At 63.8% G+C, this 17,904-nt stretch carries 19 protein-coding genes; 15 read left to right on the forward strand and 4 right to left on the reverse strand.

Features of this window, described 5'->3' with window-relative positions; translation table 11 throughout:
- The first annotated feature begins 95 nt into the window (after positions 1-95).
- The 13 genes from rpsH (at position 96) to ACCQ13_RS03900 (ending at position 8,405) form a co-directional block, all read left to right on the forward strand.
- Positions 96-494 carry a 30S ribosomal protein S8 gene (gene rpsH / locus ACCQ13_RS03840; protein ID WP_010371096.1) on the forward strand — a complete coding sequence of 133 codons (399 nt, stop codon included), beginning with the start codon at positions 96-98 and terminating at the stop codon, positions 492-494.
- 15 nt (positions 495-509) lie between these two features.
- Positions 510-1,037 (forward strand): 50S ribosomal protein L6, encoded by a 528-nt coding sequence (gene rplF / locus ACCQ13_RS03845; protein WP_104604114.1) that lies wholly within the window; start codon positions 510-512, stop codon positions 1,035-1,037.
- Positions 1,038-1,128: 91 nt separating this feature from the next.
- On the forward strand, positions 1,129-1,488 hold the full coding sequence (rplR, locus tag ACCQ13_RS03850; RefSeq protein ID WP_005993383.1) for a 50S ribosomal protein L18: 360 nt from the start codon (positions 1,129-1,131) through the stop codon (positions 1,486-1,488).
- A gap of 158 nt (positions 1,489-1,646) precedes the next feature.
- On the forward strand, positions 1,647-2,189 hold the full coding sequence (gene rpsE, locus ACCQ13_RS03855; protein WP_003486682.1) for a 30S ribosomal protein S5: 543 nt from the start codon (positions 1,647-1,649) through the stop codon (positions 2,187-2,189).
- Positions 2,182-2,373 (forward strand): 50S ribosomal protein L30, encoded by a 192-nt coding sequence (gene rpmD / locus ACCQ13_RS03860; RefSeq protein ID WP_024711764.1) that lies wholly within the window; start codon positions 2,182-2,184, stop codon positions 2,371-2,373. The genes rpsE and rpmD overlap by 8 nt, the downstream gene beginning before the upstream one ends.
- Positions 2,374-2,377: 4 nt before the next feature.
- The gene (gene rplO / locus ACCQ13_RS03865; protein WP_104604113.1) at positions 2,378-2,821 is read left to right on the forward strand and encodes a 50S ribosomal protein L15; all 444 of its coding nucleotides are present in this window, start codon (positions 2,378-2,380) and stop codon (positions 2,819-2,821) included.
- Between the two features lie 7 nt (positions 2,822-2,828).
- Positions 2,829-4,193 carry a preprotein translocase subunit SecY gene (secY, locus tag ACCQ13_RS03870; protein ID WP_104604112.1) on the forward strand — a complete coding sequence of 455 codons (1,365 nt, stop codon included), beginning with the start codon at positions 2,829-2,831 and terminating at the stop codon, positions 4,191-4,193.
- 331 nt (positions 4,194-4,524) lie between these two features.
- Positions 4,525-4,881, forward strand: coding sequence for a 30S ribosomal protein S13 (gene rpsM / locus ACCQ13_RS03875; RefSeq protein ID WP_104604120.1), 357 nt, complete (start codon positions 4,525-4,527; stop codon positions 4,879-4,881).
- Between the two features lie 10 nt (positions 4,882-4,891).
- Positions 4,892-5,284 (forward strand): 30S ribosomal protein S11, encoded by a 393-nt coding sequence (gene rpsK / locus ACCQ13_RS03880; protein WP_003486671.1) that lies wholly within the window; start codon positions 4,892-4,894, stop codon positions 5,282-5,284.
- 15 nt (positions 5,285-5,299) lie between these two features.
- Complete coding sequence (gene rpsD, locus ACCQ13_RS03885; RefSeq protein WP_104604111.1) at positions 5,300-5,929, forward strand: 30S ribosomal protein S4; 630 nt, start codon at positions 5,300-5,302, stop codon at positions 5,927-5,929.
- A 53-nt stretch (positions 5,930-5,982) separates the two neighbouring features.
- A complete protein-coding gene (locus tag ACCQ13_RS03890) occupies positions 5,983-6,981 on the forward strand; it encodes a DNA-directed RNA polymerase subunit alpha (protein ID WP_002811635.1) in 999 nt (332 codons plus the stop codon).
- 179 nt (positions 6,982-7,160) lie between these two features.
- Positions 7,161-7,544, forward strand: a complete 384-nt coding sequence (gene rplQ / locus ACCQ13_RS03895; protein ID WP_023902827.1) for a 50S ribosomal protein L17 — start codon at positions 7,161-7,163, stop codon at positions 7,542-7,544.
- A gap of 342 nt (positions 7,545-7,886) precedes the next feature.
- Positions 7,887-8,405: a disulfide bond formation protein B gene (locus ACCQ13_RS03900; protein ID WP_104604110.1), complete on the forward strand. Its 519-nt coding sequence runs from the start codon at positions 7,887-7,889 to the stop codon at positions 8,403-8,405.
- A gap of 129 nt (positions 8,406-8,534) precedes the next feature.
- Here ACCQ13_RS03900 and ACCQ13_RS03905 read toward each other — a convergent pair whose 3' ends face one another.
- Entirely contained in the window at positions 8,535-10,661 is a 2,127-nt protein-coding gene (locus ACCQ13_RS03905) for a TonB-dependent receptor (protein ID WP_159406667.1), read from the reverse strand.
- Between the two features lie 233 nt (positions 10,662-10,894).
- Between ACCQ13_RS03905 and ACCQ13_RS03910 the strand changes: the two genes are divergently transcribed.
- Positions 10,895-12,292: a class II 3-deoxy-7-phosphoheptulonate synthase gene (locus ACCQ13_RS03910; protein ID WP_104604108.1), complete on the forward strand. Its 1,398-nt coding sequence runs from the start codon at positions 10,895-10,897 to the stop codon at positions 12,290-12,292.
- A gap of 85 nt (positions 12,293-12,377) precedes the next feature.
- Positions 12,378-13,505: a mechanosensitive ion channel family protein gene (locus ACCQ13_RS03915; protein WP_104604107.1), complete on the forward strand. Its 1,128-nt coding sequence runs from the start codon at positions 12,378-12,380 to the stop codon at positions 13,503-13,505.
- Between the two features lie 152 nt (positions 13,506-13,657).
- On the opposite strand, the gene ACCQ13_RS03920 is transcribed toward ACCQ13_RS03915, so the two are convergent.
- The 3 genes from ACCQ13_RS03920 to typA all read right to left on the reverse strand — a co-directional run bounded on the left by ACCQ13_RS03920 (position 13,658) and on the right by typA (position 17,711).
- On the reverse strand, positions 13,658-15,289 hold the full coding sequence (locus ACCQ13_RS03920) for an amidase (protein ID WP_208800620.1): 1,632 nt from the start codon (positions 15,287-15,289) through the stop codon (positions 13,658-13,660).
- 106 nt (positions 15,290-15,395) lie between these two features.
- The gene (locus ACCQ13_RS03925; protein ID WP_104604105.1) at positions 15,396-15,863 is read right to left on the reverse strand and encodes a DUF2127 domain-containing protein; all 468 of its coding nucleotides are present in this window, start codon (positions 15,861-15,863) and stop codon (positions 15,396-15,398) included.
- An 18-nt stretch (positions 15,864-15,881) separates the two neighbouring features.
- Positions 15,882-17,711 (reverse strand): translational GTPase TypA, encoded by a 1,830-nt coding sequence (gene typA, locus ACCQ13_RS03930; RefSeq protein ID WP_104604104.1) that lies wholly within the window; start codon positions 17,709-17,711, stop codon positions 15,882-15,884.
- Between the last annotated feature and the right edge of the window lie 193 nt (positions 17,712-17,904).

A 17,904-nucleotide genomic window follows, 5' to 3' on the forward strand; every position in this document is an offset into this window, starting at 1 on the left:
TACGGGCCTGGCATGGCGTCAAGGGTCCTGGCCCATCCCCAGGAAAACACAAGATTTTCGCGAAAGCGGATATCGGTGCACTCAAAGGTACTCATATGAGCATGACTGATCCCATCGCCGACCTGCTGGTTCGCATCAAGAATGCGGCCGCGGTTGGTAAGCAGACGGTGAAATTGCCGTCGTCCAAGATCAAGGTAGCGATCGCCCAGGTCCTGAAGGACGAGGGTTACATCACTGACCTGCGCGTTACGGCCACCGAAAACAACAAGTCGGAGCTGGAAATCGTGCTGAAGTATTTCGAAGGCCGTCCGGTCATCGAGACCCTGAAGCGTTTCTCGCGCTCGGGTCTGCGTCAGTACCGCGGCAAGACCGAGCTGCCCAAGGTCCTGGGTGGCCTGGGTATCGCCATCATCTCCACGTCGAAAGGCATCATGACTGACGCACAGGCTCGCGAAGCCGGCGTTGGTGGTGAAGTCCTGTGCTTCGTGGCCTAAGGGAAGGAGTCGAACATGTCCCGTGTAGCCAAGAAGCCTGTGTCCCTTCCGAAGGGTGTTGAGCTCAACGTCCAGCCCACCCTGGTCAGCGTCAAGGGCCCGAAGGGCACGTTGACCCTGGCCAAGCCGAACGGCGTGGAAGTCGCCGTCGATGGTGACGTTGCCACCCTGTCGGCCAACGATCCTTCGCAGATGGCCATCACCGGCACCGTGCGCGCCATCCTGGCCAATATGGTCAAGGGCGTGTCCGAAGGCTTCGAGCGCAAGCTCGAGCTGGTTGGCGTCGGTTACCGTGCTGCCATGCAGGGCAAGGACCTGAGCCTGGCGCTCGGTTTCTCGCACCCGCTGGTGTTCGTGGCGCCGGAAGGCATCACGCTGTCGACCCCGAGCCAGACCGAAATCGTGGTCCAGGGCACCGACAAGCAGCGCGTTGGCGAGGTCGCCGCCAAGATCCGCGGTTTCCGTCCGCCGGAGCCCTATAAGGGCAAGGGTGTGAAGTACGCCGGTGAAGTCATCATTCGCAAGGAAGCCAAGAAGGCGTAAGGCAGGTCCCTCTGCGAGGAGCCCGGCCATCCATGGCCGGACTTCTCAATGTACAAGCCTGTTTTCCTTCAGCTTTCGTAGGATAAATATCATGAGCATCAACAAGAACATCGCCCGCCTGCGTCGCGCCAAGTCGACCCGTGCACACATCCGCGAGCTGGGCGTCGCGCGTCTGTCGGTGCTGCGCACCGGTCAGCATCTGTATGCGCAGGTCTTCACTGCCGACGGTTCCAAGGTGATCGCTGCGGCGAATACCCTGCAGGCCGACGTCAAGGATGGGCTGAAGAACGGCAAGAACAGCGATGCGGCCGTCAAGGTCGGCAAGCTGATCGCCGAGCGCGCCAAGGCGGCGGGTATCGAGAAGGTCGCATTCGACCGCTCGGGTTACCGCTACCATGGCCGCATCAAGGCGCTGGCCGATGCAGCTCGCGAAGGCGGCCTGCAGTTCTAAGTCCTGCTGCAAGGGTGGCCTCATGCCGCCCTTGCGTTCCGCCGGCAGGGTAGAAGCCGGACCGACCCGTTCTTTTGCAGCGGTATCGGGAACACCGTGTCACTCCACAACCATAAGCGGCTTCGAGCCGTACATACTCAATCAATCAAGGAATCAAGATGGCAGAAGAACGTGCACCGCGGGGTCGTGATCGCGACCGTAACCGCGAAGAGAAAGTCGACGATGGCATGATCGAAAAGCTGGTCGCGGTCAATCGCGTCAGCAAGACGGTCAAGGGCGGTCGCCAGTTCACCTTTACCGCGCTGACCGTGGTCGGCGATGGTCTGGGCAAGGTCGGTTTCGGTTATGGCAAGGCGCGCGAAGTGCCGGTCGCCATCCAGAAGTCGATGGAGCAGGCGCGCAAGAACCTGGCTACTGTGGATCTGAACAACGGCACCTTGTGGCATGCGGTCAAGTCCGGCCACGGCGCCGCACGCGTGTACATGCAGCCGGCTTCCGAAGGTACCGGCGTCATTGCCGGCGGTGCGATGCGCGCCGTGCTCGAGGCAGTTGGCGTGAAGAACGTGCTGGCCAAGGCTGTTGGTTCGCGCAATCCGATCAACCTGGTCCGTGCCACCCTGAAGGGTCTGTCGGAAGTGCAGTCGCCGGCCCGCGTTGCGGCCAAGCGCGGCAAGAAGGTGGAGGAGCTCAACCATGGCTAAGGACACCAGCAAGACCGTGAAGGTGCGCCTGGTGCGTGGCCTGCGTGGAACCCAGTCGCGTCACCGCCTGTCGGTGCGTGCGTTGGGCCTGAATAAGCTCAACGATGTGCGTGAACTGAAGGACAGCCCGCAGGTGCGTGGCCTGATCAATACGGTTCACTATCTCGTCAAGGTTGAGGAGTAATCCAATGACTCTGCGTCTTAATGACCTCAAGCCCGCCGATGGCGCACGCACCGAGCGCACCCGCGTCGGCCGTGGTATCGGTTCGGGTCTCGGCAAGACCGCTGGTCGCGGTCACAAGGGTTCGTTCGCCCGTAAGGGTGGCGGCAAGATCAAGGCCGGCTTCGAAGGCGGCCAGACCCCGATGCAGCGCCGTCTGCCCAAGATCGGTTTCCGCTCCAAGATGGCGCGCGACACCGCTGAAGTGTTGTCCTACCAGTTGGACAAGCTGGACGCCGGCACCGTCGATTTCGCAGCGCTGCGTGCGGCCAATCTGGTCCCGAGCCGCGCCAAGAAGGCGAAGGTCGTGCTGAAGGGCGAGCTGAGCAAGAAGTTCGTGCTGAAGGGCGTTGCGGCAACCGCAGGCGCCAAGGCGGCAATCGAAGCTGCCGGCGGCAGCGTAGAGGAGTAATCGGCAGATGGCGCAGGCTGGCATTGGTAACCTCGGTGGCGGGCTCGGCAAGTTCACGGAACTTCGCCAGCGGCTACTGTTCGTCCTCGGGGCATTGATCGTCTATCGCATTGGCTGCTACGTGCCGGTGCCGGGCGTCAATCCCGATGCCATGCTTTCGTTGATGCAGGCGCAGGGCGGCGGCATCGTGGACATGTTCAACATGTTCTCGGGCGGCGCCTTGCACCGTTTCAGTATTTTTGCGTTGAACGTGATGCCGTACATCTCGGCATCGATCGTGATCCAGTTGGCCACGCATATCTTTCCCGCCCTCAAGGCGATGCAGAAGGAAGGCGAGTCCGGTCGACGCAAGATCACCCAGTATTCGCGCATCGGTGCTGTATTGCTGGCGGTGGTGCAGGGCGGCAGTATCGCGCTTGCGCTGCAGAACCAGACCGCGCCGGGCGGCGCTCCGGTGGTGTATGCACCGGGCATGGGTTTCGTGCTGACCGCAGTGATCGCCCTGACGGCGGGTACCATCTTCCTGATGTGGGTGGGTGAGCAGGTTACCGAGCGTGGCATCGGCAACGGTGTGTCGTTGATCATCTTCGCCGGCATCGTTGCAGGTCTTCCGTCGGCGGCGATCCAGACCGTCGAAGCGTTCCGCGAAGGCAACCTGAGCTTCATTTCGCTGTTGCTGATCGTCATCACCATCCTGGCGTTTACGCTGTTCGTGGTGTTCGTCGAGCGTGGGCAGCGACGTATCACGGTCAACTACGCGCGCCGCCAGGGCGGTCGCAATGCGTACATGAACCAGACCTCGTTCCTGCCGCTCAAGCTCAATATGGCCGGCGTGATTCCGCCGATCTTCGCCTCCAGCATTCTGGCTTTTCCCGCTACGCTGTCGATGTGGTCTGGCCAGGCGGCTTCGGGTGGTGTGGGTTCGTGGCTGCAGAAGATCGCCAATGCGCTCGGGCCCGGTGAGCCGGTGCACATGCTGGTGTTCGCCGCGCTGATTATTGGTTTTGCGTTCTTCTACACCGCGCTGGTGTTCAACTCGCAGGAAACCGCTGACAACCTCAAGAAGTCTGGCGCGTTGATTCCCGGCATCCGTCCGGGCAAGGCGACCGCCGACTACGTGGATGGCGTGCTGACGCGCCTGACCGCAGCCGGTTCGCTGTACCTGGTGATCGTCTGCCTGTTGCCGGAAATCATGCGCACGCAGCTCGGTACCTCCTTCCACTTCGGTGGCACGTCGCTGTTGATCGCGGTGGTGGTGGTGATGGACTTCATTGCGCAGATCCAGGCGCATCTGATGTCGCACAAGTATGAGAGCTTGCTGAAGAAAGCCAACCTGAAGGGTGGGTCACGCGGCGGTCTTGCGCGCGGTTAAGTGGTACACTAGATTTTCATTACGTGAAGACGGCCTGGTTCCCGGGCCACGATCTTCCGATCAGAAGGGCGGCTCGCGCGACGTCTCGCGTGCGGGTGAGACGGGGTGGTCCTGTGCGGGAGTAGTACAGGCGATTCGGAGTGTTTTTCCGGATCAACACCGTCCGGCGCCGGAGCGAGGGCACACTCCCCACGCCGGGTCCATGGAACCTCTGGTTTCACGGGCTTCAAAGCAATCCGAGGCCTTGCTACAATTCCGATTTCACTTTGATCCATCCTGCCGGATGGCGCCTGGGCGCCGTCGGGCCATCACTCAGTTGGAGAATCGCGTCATGGCGCGTATTGCAGGCGTCAACCTGCCAGCCCAGAAGCACGTCTGGGTCGGGTTGCAAAGCATCTACGGCATCGGCCGTACCCGTTCGAGGAAGCTCTGCGAATCCGCAGGCGTTACCTCGACCACGAAGATTCGTGATCTGTCCGAACCCGAAATCGAGCGCCTGCGCGCCGAAGTCGGCAAGTATGTCGTCGAAGGCGACCTGCGCCGCGAAATCGGTGTCGCGATCAAGCGACTGATGGACCTGGGCTGCTATCGCGGTCTGCGTCATCGCCGTGGTCTCCCGCTGCGTGGTCAGCGCACCCGTACCAACGCCCGCACCCGCAAGGGTCCGCGCAAGGCGATCAGGAAGTAAGGGATAGATCATGGCCAAGCCAGCAGAAAAGAAAACGAAGAAGAAGATCAAGCGCGTCATCACTGACGGCGTTGCGCACGTCCACGCTTCGTTCAACAACACCATCGTCACCATCACCGATCGCCAGGGCAATGCGCTGTCGTGGGCTACGTCCGGCGGCGCCGGTTTCCGTGGTTCGCGCAAGTCGACCCCGTTCGCTGCTCAGGTTGCCGCCGAAAAGGCTGGCCGCGCTGCGCTCGACTACGGCGTGAAGTCGCTGGAAGTGCGTATCAAGGGTCCGGGTCCGGGCCGTGAGTCGGCCGTGCGTTCGTTGAACAACGTGGGCTACAAGATCACCAACATCATCGACGTGACGCCAATCCCGCACAACGGGTGCCGTCCGCCGAAGAAGCGTCGCGTCTAAAGGGAGCGATAAGAAATGGCTCGTTATATCGGTCCTACCTGTAAGCTCGCCCGCCGCGAAGGCGCCGACCTTTCCCTCAAAAGCCCGGCGCGTGCGCTGGACTCCAAGTGCAAGCTGGAGCAAAAGCCCGGCCAGCACGGCGCGACTGCCCGTAAGGGCAAGCTGTCTGATTACGCAACCCAGCTTCGTGAGAAGCAGAAGGTCAAGCGTATCTACGGTCTGCTCGAGCGTCAGTTCCGCAACTACTACAAGAAGGCCTCGACCAAGAAGGGCAATACCGGCGAGAACCTGCTGCAGTTGCTGGAAACCCGTCTGGACAACGTGTGCTACCGCATGGGCTTTGCCGTCACCCGTCCGGCCGCGCGCCAGCTGGTGTCGCACCGTGGCGTGCTGGTCAATGGCAAGTCGGTGAATCTGGCCTCGTACCAGATCAAGGCTGGCGATGCGATCACGCTGTCGGAAAAAGCACAGAAGCAGCTCTGCGTGCAGGAAGCCCTGACCGTGGCTGAGCAGCACGACATGACGCCGTCGTGGGTTGAAGTCGATTCGAAGAAGTTCAGCGGCGTGTTCAAGGCCGTTCCGGATCGCGCTGACCTGCCTTCGGATATCAACGAAGCGCTGATCGTCGAGTTGTATTCGAAGTAATTCACATTGGAGAGCCTCCGGCACTGCCGGAGGTTCGCAGGAGACCCCGCAACATGACGGTTACCGCCAACCAGGTTCTGCGCCCCCGTGGTCCGCAGATCGAACGTCTTACCGACAACCGTGCCAAGGTCGTGATCGAACCCTTGGAGCGCGGTTACGGGCACACGCTGGGCAATGCCCTGCGTCGTGTGCTGTTGTCGTCGATCCCCGGTTTTGCGATCACCGAGGTCGAGATCGACGGCGTGCTGCACGAGTACACCACGGTCGAGGGTTTGCAGGAAGACGTGCTGGACGTCCTGCTCAACCTGAAAGACGTGGCCATTCGCATGCACAGTGGCGACAGCGCGACGCTGTCGTTGTCCAAGCAGGGTCCGGGCACGGTCACTGCGGCCGACATCAGGACCGATCACAACGTTGAGATCATCAACGGCGACCACGTGATCTGCCACCTGACCAAGGACACCGCGTTGAACATGCGCCTGAAGATCGAGCGTGGTTTCGGCTACCAGCCGGCGGCTGCGCGTCGTCGTCCGGATGAAGAGACCCGCACCATCGGTCGTCTGATGCTGGATGCGTCGTTCTCGCCGGTGCGTCGCGTTGCCTATGCCGTGGAAGCTGCGCGCGTCGAACAGCGTACCGACCTCGACAAGCTGGTCATCGATATCGAGACCAACGGCACGATCGATGCCGAGGAAGCCGTGCGCACTGCCGCCGACATCCTCAGCGATCAGCTGTCGGTGTTCGGCGACTTCACCCACCGCGATCGTGGTGCGGCCAAGCCGGCTGCCAGCGGCGTGGATCCGGTGCTGCTGCGCCCGATCGACGACCTCGAGCTGACCGTGCGTTCGGCTAACTGCCTGAAGGCCGAGAGCATCTACTACATCGGTGATCTGATCCAGAAGACCGAAGTGGAGTTGCTTAAGACCCCGAATCTGGGCAAGAAGTCGCTCACCGAAATCAAGGAAGTGCTGGCACAGCGCGGCCTTGCACTGGGCATGAAGCTGGAGAACTGGCCGCCGGCCGGTGTCGCCCAGCATGGCATGCTTGGTTAATGTGTCATCGCATGGGCGTCTTCGGGCGCCCATGCCGTTTTTCTCATCGACGGGCCGAAGCCCGCGGTGACATCCGGTCGAAGGACGGCCGGTTCGGACCAGCCGCAGTCCATTCAACAGCGCCAGGATGGCGACAACGTCTCTGAAGCAGTCTCAACATTCCTTAGGAAATCATACTCATGCGTCACCAGAAATCCGGTCGTAAGTTCAACCGCACCAGTGCGCACCGCGAAGCCATGTTCCGCAATATGGCTGCTTCGCTGTTCAAGCACGAGCTGATCAAGACCACCTTGCCGAAGGCCAAGGAACTGCGTCGCGTCGCCGAGCCGCTGATCACCATCGGCAAGATCGATGGCGTAGCCAATCGTCGTCTGGCGTTCGCGCGTCTGCGCGACAAGGAAGCGGTGGGCAAGCTGTTCGTTGAACTGGGCCCGCGTTACGCGACCCGTCCCGGCGGCTACCTGCGCATCCTGAAGGCCGGCTTCCGCGCTGGCGACAATGCGCCGATGGCGTATGTCGAGCTGGTCGACCGCCCGGTCGTGGCTGAGGAAGTGGCCGAGTAATCGGGTCGCTCTATCAAGATTCTCGAAAAGCCCGGCATTGCCGGGCTTTTTGTTATGTGCGGTATCGATTCGGGCCGGCGGTGCGGGGTATTGGACGTGTCCTGGCCACTGCCTGCTTGGGCACCGGCCGACTCCAGAGCGGTGGCGTTGCCATACCAGGGTTCCTTGCCGGCGTGGTTGCGTTGATGCCTGCTCGATGGCCGTGGAGTCCATCGCCTGGCGATGCGCTGCCGCGGGAATGCAGGGCGCCTCGCGGTGTGCGATGGAGCAGGGCAGGGCATGCGTGGTCAGGGCCGCGGCGATGATTGATAATCGGGCTTCGATCCTAGGCAAGCAGTCACGATGAATCCATTGCGTTGGGGGTTTCGGGCGCAGTTTCTACTGGGCTTTCTGGCCTGTGCGGGACTGCTGGCTTACGCGATCTACGTGCAGCTGCATCTGGGGCTGGAGCCTTGCCCGCTGTGCATTTTCCAGCGAATCGCGTTTGCGGCGCTGGCAGTGTTGTTCCTGCTCGGTGCCCTGCACGGGCCGCGTGCCGCAGGCGGGCGCAAGGTCTATGGCGTGTTGAGCTTCATCGCTGCCGGCGTGGGCATGGGCATCGCCGCGCGGCATGTCTGGGTGCAGATCCGGCCCAAGGACATGATGTCCTCGTGTGGCCCGCCGCTGAGTTTTCTGAGCGAGACGATGGGGCCGTTCGAGGTGTTCCGCACGGTGCTGACCGGCACCGGTGACTGCGGCAACATCGACTGGCGCTTCCTGGGCCTGAGCATGCCGATGTGGAGCATGGTGTGGTTCGTGATGCTGGCGTTGTGGGCGCTGTACGCCGGTTTCAAGGCACGTCGCACTTCAGTGCATCACTAGCGGGTGGTGCATCGTGGTGGTGCCTGGCGCGGCGGCGCTTGAGGGGCCGATCAGGGTGATGTGCGCAGCTGGTGCAGCAGTCGGATGGAGCCGGGGCAGCCGGCTCCATCCGCGAGGTTGCGGTTGTGGTCAGAAGTCCTGTTGCAGGCTCAGATAGACCCCGCGGCGCGGCGCCCATTGCGGCGCGAACACCCCGATGCCGCCGCCGTCGCGCAGTTGATAGCTGCGATCCAGTGCATTGAGCACGGCAAGCTGGGCGTGCAGTGGATGCGTGCTGCTGAGTGCGAAGTCATGTCCCGCGCTCAGATTGAGCTGGAAGTACGAGGGCAGCTCGCCGCCATTGGGCACGGTGTCGGTATCGGTGCGCAGGCCACTGCCATACAGGTAGTTCGCGCCCACCCTGCTGCTGTCACCAATGGCGTAGGTAATGCCGGCGGAGGAGGTCAGTTTCTGGTCGTGGTCCAGGTGGATCCAGTTGGTGGATGCATACGCCAAGGCATCTGGATCGAAGTTGTACAAGCTGGTCATGACCTGCTTGCCCATCGCCTTGCTGTAGGCCAGGTTGAAATAGGCGGTCACCGGGCCGTTGCTGTAGCCGGCGCTGAACTCGGTGCCGCGGATGCGGCCCTGGCGATAGTTGAAGGTGGAGTAGACGTAGGCGGCGCCGAACTGGCCTTCGTCCTGCAAGCGGTCGGCGGTGCGATAATAGGTATCCAGACCCAGCGTCAGGTGATCGCCCACCATTTGCGAGATGCCCAGATCGTAGTAGTTGCTGCGCTCGCTCAGCGGCGTGGTGGGGCCGCCGCCGGTGGATTGCTGGTTGGTGGTGCCGTCGTACAAGGCGATATCGCTGGTGGAGATCAGCTCGCTGGCCGGGGGGGTGAAATAGCGCGCATAGCCGGCGTGCACAGTGGTGCTCTCGCTGGCTTTCCAGACCACACCCAGGCGTGGGCTGAGCTGGCCTTCTGTGGCGCCGAAGGCCTTATAACGGTCACCGCGTACGCCGTAGTTGACGATCCAGTCGTCGCCGATCTTCCACTCGTCCTGCAGATAGAGTGCATAGGTGCTGGCATGGAAGCGGCTGCCGTCCGGAATGAACAGCGGCACGTTGCTGCTCTGGTTGCCATCGGCATCGGCCGGGAAAGCAAAGGAGTCGTTGCTGGCGATGGCGTGTTCGAAATTGCCGTACAGGCCATAACGCAAGGTGTGCGAACCGCCCCAGGGGGTGGAGAAGTCGGCTTGCACGGTGTTGGCGCGATTGCTGCGGTTCACCTGTGAAGCGACGCCATTAAAGATCAGATCTCCGGCGACATCGGGCGAGAAGGCCACGCTGCTGTAGCGCTGGCCGGCGGAGAGTTGATAGTTGGTTTCGCCGAGCGTGCCCTGGAGTGCCAATGTGCCAAACCGCGTGTTCTCGCGCTGGTTTTCCCTCAGACGGGACGAGTCGAAATCGGTCGTGCCCAGGTAATCGAACGCCGGGGTCTGGTCGGGATTGTTGGGAATCTGGAAGCGGTTGTTGGCATAACCGACCAGCAGGCTGAGGCGGGTGTCCTCGTTGACCAGGTAACTCAGGTCGGCAAAGCCTTTGCCTTGATGGGTCTTGTCGTGCTCCGGCGAGCGGGTGTCGGTCGGGTTCTCCAGGCCGTGCGTGTTCTGCTCGTAGTCGCCGGTCACGAACCAGCTCCAGCGCCCACTGCTGCCCCAGAGCGATGCATTCGGGTTGACCGTGTCGTAGGAACCGCCGGTGATGCCAACGCTGCCGCCATTGCCCAGTTCGGCGCCATTTTTGGTGGTGATGTCGACCACGGCGGCGGTGCGGTCGCCGAACTGCGCCGGCAGTGCGCCATTGAGCAGCTTGAGGTTCTTGATGATGCGCGGTTCCAGGCTCTGGCCGAAGCCGGAGATGGACTCGGGCAGCATCACGCCGTTGATGCGGTACTGCAGGTTGGCATGGTCGCCACGGACATGGATGCCGCCATACGAATCCTGCACCACGCCCGGTGCCTGCAGCAGCACCTGGTTGAGTGGCGTGGAGGCGCCTAGTGGCAGACGGTCGATGTCGTCGGCGGTGATGACGAACTGACTGCTGCCGATGTCCGGCGACAAGGCGTTGCGCGCCGCTTCGAGCTTGGCGGTGACATTGACGGTGTCCAGCTCGGTGGTCTGCTGGGGGAAGGCATCGGCGGCCAGTACCGCGCCGGTGGCGGACGACAACAGGATGGAGACGATTGCGGCGGTGAGAAGGCGAGGGGTCATGGCAAGTCGCAGCACTGGGTGGGCGGGAAGGTGTTATTGCATAACACTCCGCCTGCCGGCGGGTGCTGGCCTAGGCCGGAAGTCATGCTTGCCGCTGCGCGTTGTTCGCCATTCAGTCGCGTCCGCTGCTGGCATGGGGGTGATCGACCACGGCGGGCCTTGCTCATGGCAGGGAACGCTTTGCGTGGCGCGCCTGCTCTGCGACCATCACGGGCTGTCCAGGAGCTTTGTCGATGAATCCTTCCACGCCCGCTACCGTTTCCGATTCTGCAACCTCGTCGTGGGCGCCCGCCAGCTGGCGCGATCGACCGGCATTGCAGTTGCCGGTCTATCCGGACCCGGATGCCTTGCAGGCGGCCGTGGACGAGCTGCGGCAGCTGCCGCCGCTGGTGACCTCGTGGGAGATCTTTGCGCTCAAGCGTCAGCTGGCCGAGGCGCAGGAAGGCAAGCGCTTCCTGCTGCAGGGCGGCGATTGCGCGGAGAATTTCAGCGATTGCGAATCGGGCACCATCTCCAACCGCCTGAAGGTGCTGCTGCAGATGAGCCTGGTGCTGGTGCATGGCCTGCGCCTGCCGGTGGTGCGGGTCGGACGCTTTGCCGGGCAGTACGCCAAGCCGCGTTCGGCCGACACCGAGACCCGCGACGGGGTGAGCCTGCCGAGTTATCGCGGCGATGTCATCAATGCGCCGGCGTTTACGCAGGCCGCGCGCGTGCCCGATCCGCGCCGCATGATTACCGCGCATTCGCGCTCGGCGATGACGATGAATTTCGTGCGCGCCCTGATCGATGGCGGCTTTGCCGACCTGCATCACCCGGAGTACTGGAATCTGGACTGGGTGGGCTATTCGCCGTTGGCGGCGGACTACCAGAAGATGGTGTCCTCGATCGGCGATGCCGTGCGCTTCATGGAAACCCTATCCGGGGCGGAGGTGTACAACCTCAACCGGATCGATTTCTACACCTCGCACGAGGCATTGCTGCTGCCCTACGAGGAAGGGTTGACCCGGCAGGTGCCGCGCCAGTGGGGCTGGTTCAACCTCAGTACGCACTACCCGTGGATCGGCATGCGCACGGCGGCGCTGGACGGCGCACATGTGGAGTACCTGCGCGGTGTGCGTAACCCGATCGCGATCAAGGTCGGCCCGTCGGTGCAGCCGGACCAATTGCTGCGGCTGATCGATGTGCTCAATCCGGAAGACGAACCCGGGCGGTTGAGTTTCATCCACCGCATGGGCGCGGCGCAGATCGCCGAGAAGTTGCCGCCGCTGCTGGATGCGGTCAAGCGTGACGGGCGCCGGGTACTGTGGGTCTGCGATGCGATGCACGGCAATACCGAAAGTACCGGCAACGGCTATAAAACCCGGCGTTTCGACAATATCCGCAGCGAGGTGGAAACCTCCTTAGACCTGCATGCGGCCGCCGGTACGCGACTGGGTGGCGTGCATCTGGAGCTCACCGGCGAGGATGTCACCGAGTGCACCGGTGGTGCGCGCGAGCTGACCGAGCGCGATCTGGAACGCGCCTACCGCTCCAGCGTGGATCCGCGATTGAACTACGAGCAGTCGCTGGAGATCGCGATGGCGATCGTGCGCAAGCAGCAACAGGCCGCATCGCAGCCGCTGGGGAGCTGACCGGGCCGTGTGCATGACGTGATGCTCATGCCGCTTGCGGCATGCTCTTGCAGCCATCCCTCTTTCCCCCCACAGGAGGAACGGTTTGACTGCCGATTGGAACGTCATCCGCGAATACGCAATTCCCTTGGGTGCCGCGCTGCTGGCCGGTGCCGTCATCTGGTCGCTGATGCTGTGGTTGTTCCGCCGCATGCAGGGCCGCGATTACCGGCGCGCGCGCATCATTCGCGTGGTTGCCTTGCCTGCGGCCTTCATCCTGCCATTGCTGTTCCTGGGGATTGCCACCGAGGCCACGCCGCTGACCGGCAAGGCGTTGGCAGCGGTGCAGCACCTGCTGCATGTGGGCATCGTCGGCTGCGTGACGTGGTTGCTGGTACGCGCGGTGGCCGCTGGCGAAGCGGCAATCCTGCGCAGCAACCCGATCGAGGTGTCGGACAATCTCACCGCCCGTCGCATCCAGACCCAGACCCGGGTGCTGAGCCGGGTAGTGATGGGTGCGGTGATCCTGCTCGGTCTCTCGGTGGTGCTGCTGGGGTTTGAGCAGGTGCGCCAGATCGGCAAGACCCTGCTGGCCTCGGCCGGCATCATTGGCCTGGTGGCGGGCATCGCGGCCAAGCCGGTGTTCGGTAACCTGATTGCCGGTCTGCAGATCGCGTTGACCCAGCCGATCCGACTGGATGACGTGGTGATCGTGGAAGGCGAGTGGGGCCGCATCGAGGAGATCGGCAGCTCGTATGTGGTGGTGCGGATCTGGGACGAACGACGCATGGTGGTGCCGCTCACCTGGTTCATCGAAAATCCGTTCCAGAACTGGACACGCGCCAGTGCGGATCTGCTGGGCACCGCGTTCCTGTGGCTGGATTACCGTACGCCGATTGCGGCAGTGCGCGCGGAGCTGGAGCGCATCTGCCGGAGCGAGACGCTGTGGGATGGGCGCGTGTGCGTCACGCAGATCACCGATACCAGCGACAACACCATCCAGGTCCGCCTGCTGGTGAGTGCGCGCAATTCCGGCGACGCCTTCGATCTGCGTTGCCTGGTGCGCGAGCGGATGATCGACTTCCTGACCCGCGAGCATCCGTATGCGCTGCCCAGGATGCGCGCCGAGATCGCCGCGCAGGAACAGCCGGCCTCGCGCGCCGCCGCGCCGATCGCGCCGGATGGCGTGCGTTCGCCGGGCGCCGAAGACGGCGAGCCGGCGGCGCTGGTGTAGTGCGTCGACTGCTGCCTTCTGCCTGCTGTGGGAGTCGAAGGTGTACGGCCGGTGTCGCTGTACGCCGCGCCGGCGACGGTGCCGACGTGCGTGCAGGCACCATCGGCGCCTGCACGCGCTACGGGCAATGCCGGATGTCAGCCGGTCGTCGGCTACCGCTTGCCAGCTGATTCATCACGCTTGGGCGGGGCTGGCGCCGCATCCGGTGCAGCGCGCGCACTCGGCGCGTAGCCGGGTGCGAAGCGCGCATGGCTACGTTGTTCGTACGCGTACGCCAGCTCGATCAGGCGTGGCTCGCTCCATGCGGTGCCCATGAACAACAAACCCAGCGGCAGGCCTCGGGTCTGGCCCATCGGCACGCTCAGGCTTGGATAGCCGGCCACTGCAGCGGCGCCATAGCCGGCACCGGGAAAGGTATCCCCCTTGCCGAGCGTGGTGACCCAGGCGGGGCCGGTGGTCGGGACGATCAAGGCATCCAGACGATCTGCCAGCAGCGTCGCATCGATGCCTTCCGGCCCGGCCAGCCGTCTGGCGTTGGCGCGCGCGCTCAGATAGCCCGGATCGTCGAGACCGCGTGCGGCCTGCGCTTGTTCGAACAGCTCCTGCCCGAAGTACGGCATCTGGCGCTGCGCATGGTTGCGATTGAAGGCAATCAGTTGTTCCAGGTTCGCCACCGGTGCGTTGTGGCTGCGCAGATACGCGTTCAGGCCCGCCTTGAATTCGACCAACAAGACCGTCTGCTCATCGGTATCCCACTTGCCATCGGTGGCCAGGCGGGTTTCGATCACGGTGGCGCCGGCCGCACGCAGCGTCTGCACGGCGCGGTCCAGCGTGGCGGCGATGGCGGGGTCTTCGCGTAGCCGATTGCGCAACAGACCCAGGCGCGCGCCGCGCAGGCCGTCGGCTTTCAGGTGCGCGGGATAGTCGACGCGCGTGGCGGGCGCCGTGCCGGTGGCCGGGTCCTGCGGATCGGGCGCGGCGATCGCCTGCAACACGGCGGCGGCATCGGCCACGCTGCGCGTCATCGGCCCGGCGGTGTCCTGGCTGGCCGAAATCGGGATGATGCCGTCGCGGCTGACCAGGCCCACCGTCGGCTTGAGCCCCACCAGGCCGTTGACCGAGGCCGGGCAGGTGATGCTGCCGTCGGTTTCGGTGCCGATCCCCACCGTGGCCAGGCTGGCAGCGATTGCCGCACCGGTGCCAGCGCTGGAGCCACACGGGTTGCGGTCGAGCGCGTAGGGATTGCGGGTCAGCCCGCCACGGGCACTCCAGCCGGAGCTGGACTGGGTGGAGCGGAAGTTGGCCCACTCGCTCAGGTTGGTCTTGCCCAGGATCACTGCGCCGGCGGCGCGCAGGCGCTGCACCAGAAAGGCATCGCGCGTGGGTTTGAAATCGGCCAGCGCCAGCGAGCCGGCGCTGTTGACCATGGGCACGGCATCGATGTTGTCCTTGAGCAGCACCGGGATGCCATGCAGTGGCCCGCGGGTGTGCCCGGCGCGGCGTTCTGCATCCAATGCGCGCGCGTCGGCCTCGGCCTGTGGATTGCGTTCGATCACCGCGTTGAGCTGCGGGCCGGCGCGGTCGATGCTGGCGATGCGTTGCAGGTAGGCGCGGGTCAGTTCGAGGCTGGTGGTAGTGCCGGCCTGCATGCGTGCCTGCAGGCCGGCCACATCGGCCTCGACCAGATCGAGCGGTTCGGCGCCGGCGGCGGTGGCGGGCCCATGGCGTGTCGGCGCGTCGGCATGCGCACAGCCGCACAGCGCCAGCAGCAAGGCAAAGGACAAGGTGGTGGATCGCATCGGCGCTGGCTCCCGGGAAGTCTGCGCAGGCTAACGGCGCAGGAGCGGGGTGACAACGGATGGCCACGTCCAGATGGACGGGCAGGGGGGATCAGCGGCGACGCCGGACCAGGTCGCGTGCCAGCACGCCGACCACGATCAGATTGACCGCCAGCACCGCCCAGGCCGTCCAGCCGGGATGGCGGACGATGGCGTAGATATCGAAGGGTAGATAGATGGCCGCCGACAGGCAGCCCAGCAACGAGGCCCAGGCCTTGGCGCGCCACAGGCCCCAGGCTTCCACCACATGCAGCAGGCCGTAGCCCAGCATGGCGGCAGCGGCCAGATGCACCGCATCGGGGCTGATGGTCTTGAGCAACGACGGCAGGGCGCCGTGGTCGGGATCCAGATTGAACCGGTGGATCAACGTACGCACCGCATGCTGCAGCGGGAGCGGGCCCAGAATTTCCAGGCCCGTCGCCGCCAACAGTGCAAGCACGCCCTTGGTCGCCTCCAGCAAGGCGATCGCGTGTAGGCCCGGATGCGCACGCGGATCCGGGCTGTAGGGCTTGCGCTGCATGAGCGTGGACGCCGGGGCTTAGCCGGAACGGCCCGCGCGCTTACGGTCGCTTTCGGTCAGGAACTTCTTGCGCAGGCGGATTTCCTTCGGGGTGACTTCCACCAGCTCGTCGTCCTCGATGAAGTCCAGTGCCTGTTCCAGCGTGTACTTGATCGCCGGGGTCAGCTTGATCGCATCGTCCTTGCCCGAGGCGCGCATGTTGGTCAGCGGCTTGGTCTTGATCGCGTTGACGGTCAGATCGTTATCCTTGGAGTGGATACCGATCAGCTGGCCTTCGTACACGTTGTCGCCTTCGGCGGCGAACAGGCGGCCACGCTCTTCCAGCGGCCCCAGTGCATAGGCCGGGGTTGCGCCCGGTGCATTGGCAATCATCACGCCGTTCTGGCGCTTGGCGATGGCGCCCTGTTCCTTCGGGCCGTAATGGTCGAACACATGGAACAGCAGGCCCGAGCCCTGGGTCAGGGTGCGGAACTCGTTCTGGAAGCCGATCAGGCCACGCGCCGGGATCATGTAGTCCAGGCGCACGCGGCCCTTGCCATCCGGCTCCATGTTCTTCAGCTGGCCCTTGCGGGTGCCCAGCTTTTCCATCACGCCGCCCTGGTGCTGTTCTTCGATGTCCACCACCAGCTGTTCGATCGGCTCCATCTGCTTGCCGTCGATTTCCTTGATGATGACTTCCGGGCGCGACACGGCCAGCTCGTAGCCTTCACGGCGCATGTTTTCGATCAGCACCGACAGATGCAGTTCGCCACGGCCGGAGACCAGGAACTTGTCGGCGTCGGAGCCTTCCTCGACCTTCAGTGCTACGTTGTGCACCTTCTCGCGGTCCAGACGGTCGCGCAGCTGGCGGCTGGTCAGGAACTTGCCGCCAGACAGGTCCTTATTGCCGGCGAACGGCGAGTTGTTGACCTGGAAGGTCATCGAGATGGTGGGTTCGTCCACGGTCAGCGCCGGCAGCGCTTCCGGGGTGTCGAGGGCGCACACGGTGTCGGAAATGGTCAGCTCGGCCACGCCGGAGATGGCGACGATGTCGCCGGCTTCGGCGGTGTCCTGCTCGATGCGCTCCAGGCCCAGGAAGCCCAGCACCTGCAGCACCTTGCCCTGGCGCTTCTTGCCTTCACGGTCGATCACGCTGACCGGCATGTTCTTCTTCAGCACGCCGCGCTGGATGCGGCCGATGCCGATCACGCCGACGAAGTTGTTGTAGTCCAGCTGGCTGATGCGCATCTGGAACGGGCCGTCCGGATCGACGTCCGGTGCCGAGACGTGCTGCATGATCGCTTCGTACAGCGGGGTCATGTCGCCGTCGCGCACGCTCGAATCCAGGCTGGCGTAGCCGTTTAACGCCGAGGTGTAGACGATCGGGAAGTCCAGCTGCTCGTCGGTGGCGCCGAGCTTGTCGAACAGGTCGAACACCTGGTCGATCACCCAGTCCGGGCGCGCGCCCGGGCGGTCGATCTTGTTGACCACCACGATCGGCTTGAAGCCCATCGCAAAGGCCTTCTGGGTCACGAAGCGGGTCTGCGGCATCGGGCCGTCCATCGCGTCGACCAGGATCAGCACCGAGTCCACCATCGACAGCACGCGCTCGACTTCGCCACCGAAGTCGGCGTGTCCCGGGGTGTCGACGATGTTGATGCGGTTGCCCTGCCAGGTGATGGCGGTGTTCTTGGCCAGGATCGTGATGCCACGTTCCTTTTCCTGGTCGTTGCTGTCCATCACGCGCTCAGCCAGGACGGTGCGTTCGGACAGGGTGCCGGACTGCTTCAGCAGGCAGTCGACGAGGGTGGTCTTGCCGTGGTCGACGTGCGCGACGATGGCGATATTGCGGAGTTTTTCAATGGACATGCGGAAAAGGCCCCTGTCTGGCGCCAGTCTATGAGATGAGGTAAGCCGAATATTATAGCGGTTTCGTGGCACTGCCGTGGCGGAGTGCCCAATGCCGTCCCGGATCGCCCATTCAGGCAGCGTGGAGACAGGCGACGACGAGGCGGGCGGGACGCTTGGACCATGGTCGTAACCCCGCAGCCGGGCGCGTGCG

The sequence above is a fragment of the Xanthomonas sp. NCPPB 1638 genome, from assembly GCF_041475635.2.
In the GTDB taxonomy this organism is placed as follows: domain Bacteria; phylum Pseudomonadota; class Gammaproteobacteria; order Xanthomonadales; family Xanthomonadaceae; genus Xanthomonas; species Xanthomonas cucurbitae.

Bases quoted from the DNA above. Each gene is read 5' to 3' on its own strand.
- rplO (WP_104604113.1), top strand. From the start codon at position 2,378: ATGACTCTGCGTCTTAATGACCTCAAGCCCGCCGATGGCGCACGCACC.
- rpsD (WP_104604111.1), top strand. From the start codon at position 5,300: ATGGCTCGTTATATCGGTCCTACCTGTAAGCTCGCCCGCCGCGAAGGC.
- ACCQ13_RS03910 (WP_104604108.1), top strand. From the start codon at position 10,895: ATGAATCCTTCCACGCCCGCTACCGTTTCCGATTCTGCAACCTCGTCG.
- ACCQ13_RS03905 (WP_159406667.1), bottom strand. From the start codon at position 10,661: ATGACCCCTCGCCTTCTCACCGCCGCAATCGTCTCCATCCTGTTGTCG.
- rpmD (WP_024711764.1), top strand. From the start codon at position 2,182: ATGGCTAAGGACACCAGCAAGACCGTGAAGGTGCGCCTGGTGCGTGGC.
- rplR (WP_005993383.1), top strand. From the start codon at position 1,129: ATGAGCATCAACAAGAACATCGCCCGCCTGCGTCGCGCCAAGTCGACC.
- typA (WP_104604104.1), bottom strand. From the start codon at position 17,711: ATGTCCATTGAAAAACTCCGCAATATCGCCATCGTCGCGCACGTCGAC.
- ACCQ13_RS03890 (WP_002811635.1), top strand. From the start codon at position 5,983: ATGACGGTTACCGCCAACCAGGTTCTGCGCCCCCGTGGTCCGCAGATC.
- ACCQ13_RS03900 (WP_104604110.1), top strand. From the start codon at position 7,887: ATGAATCCATTGCGTTGGGGGTTTCGGGCGCAGTTTCTACTGGGCTTT.
- rplQ (WP_023902827.1), top strand. From the start codon at position 7,161: ATGCGTCACCAGAAATCCGGTCGTAAGTTCAACCGCACCAGTGCGCAC.
- secY (WP_104604112.1), top strand. From the start codon at position 2,829: ATGGCGCAGGCTGGCATTGGTAACCTCGGTGGCGGGCTCGGCAAGTTC.
- rpsE (WP_003486682.1), top strand. From the start codon at position 1,647: ATGGCAGAAGAACGTGCACCGCGGGGTCGTGATCGCGACCGTAACCGC.
- rpsH (WP_010371096.1), top strand. From the start codon at position 96: ATGAGCATGACTGATCCCATCGCCGACCTGCTGGTTCGCATCAAGAAT.
- rpsK (WP_003486671.1), top strand. From the start codon at position 4,892: ATGGCCAAGCCAGCAGAAAAGAAAACGAAGAAGAAGATCAAGCGCGTC.
- rpsM (WP_104604120.1), top strand. From the start codon at position 4,525: ATGGCGCGTATTGCAGGCGTCAACCTGCCAGCCCAGAAGCACGTCTGG.
- ACCQ13_RS03925 (WP_104604105.1), bottom strand. From the start codon at position 15,863: ATGCAGCGCAAGCCCTACAGCCCGGATCCGCGTGCGCATCCGGGCCTA.
- rplF (WP_104604114.1), top strand. From the start codon at position 510: ATGTCCCGTGTAGCCAAGAAGCCTGTGTCCCTTCCGAAGGGTGTTGAG.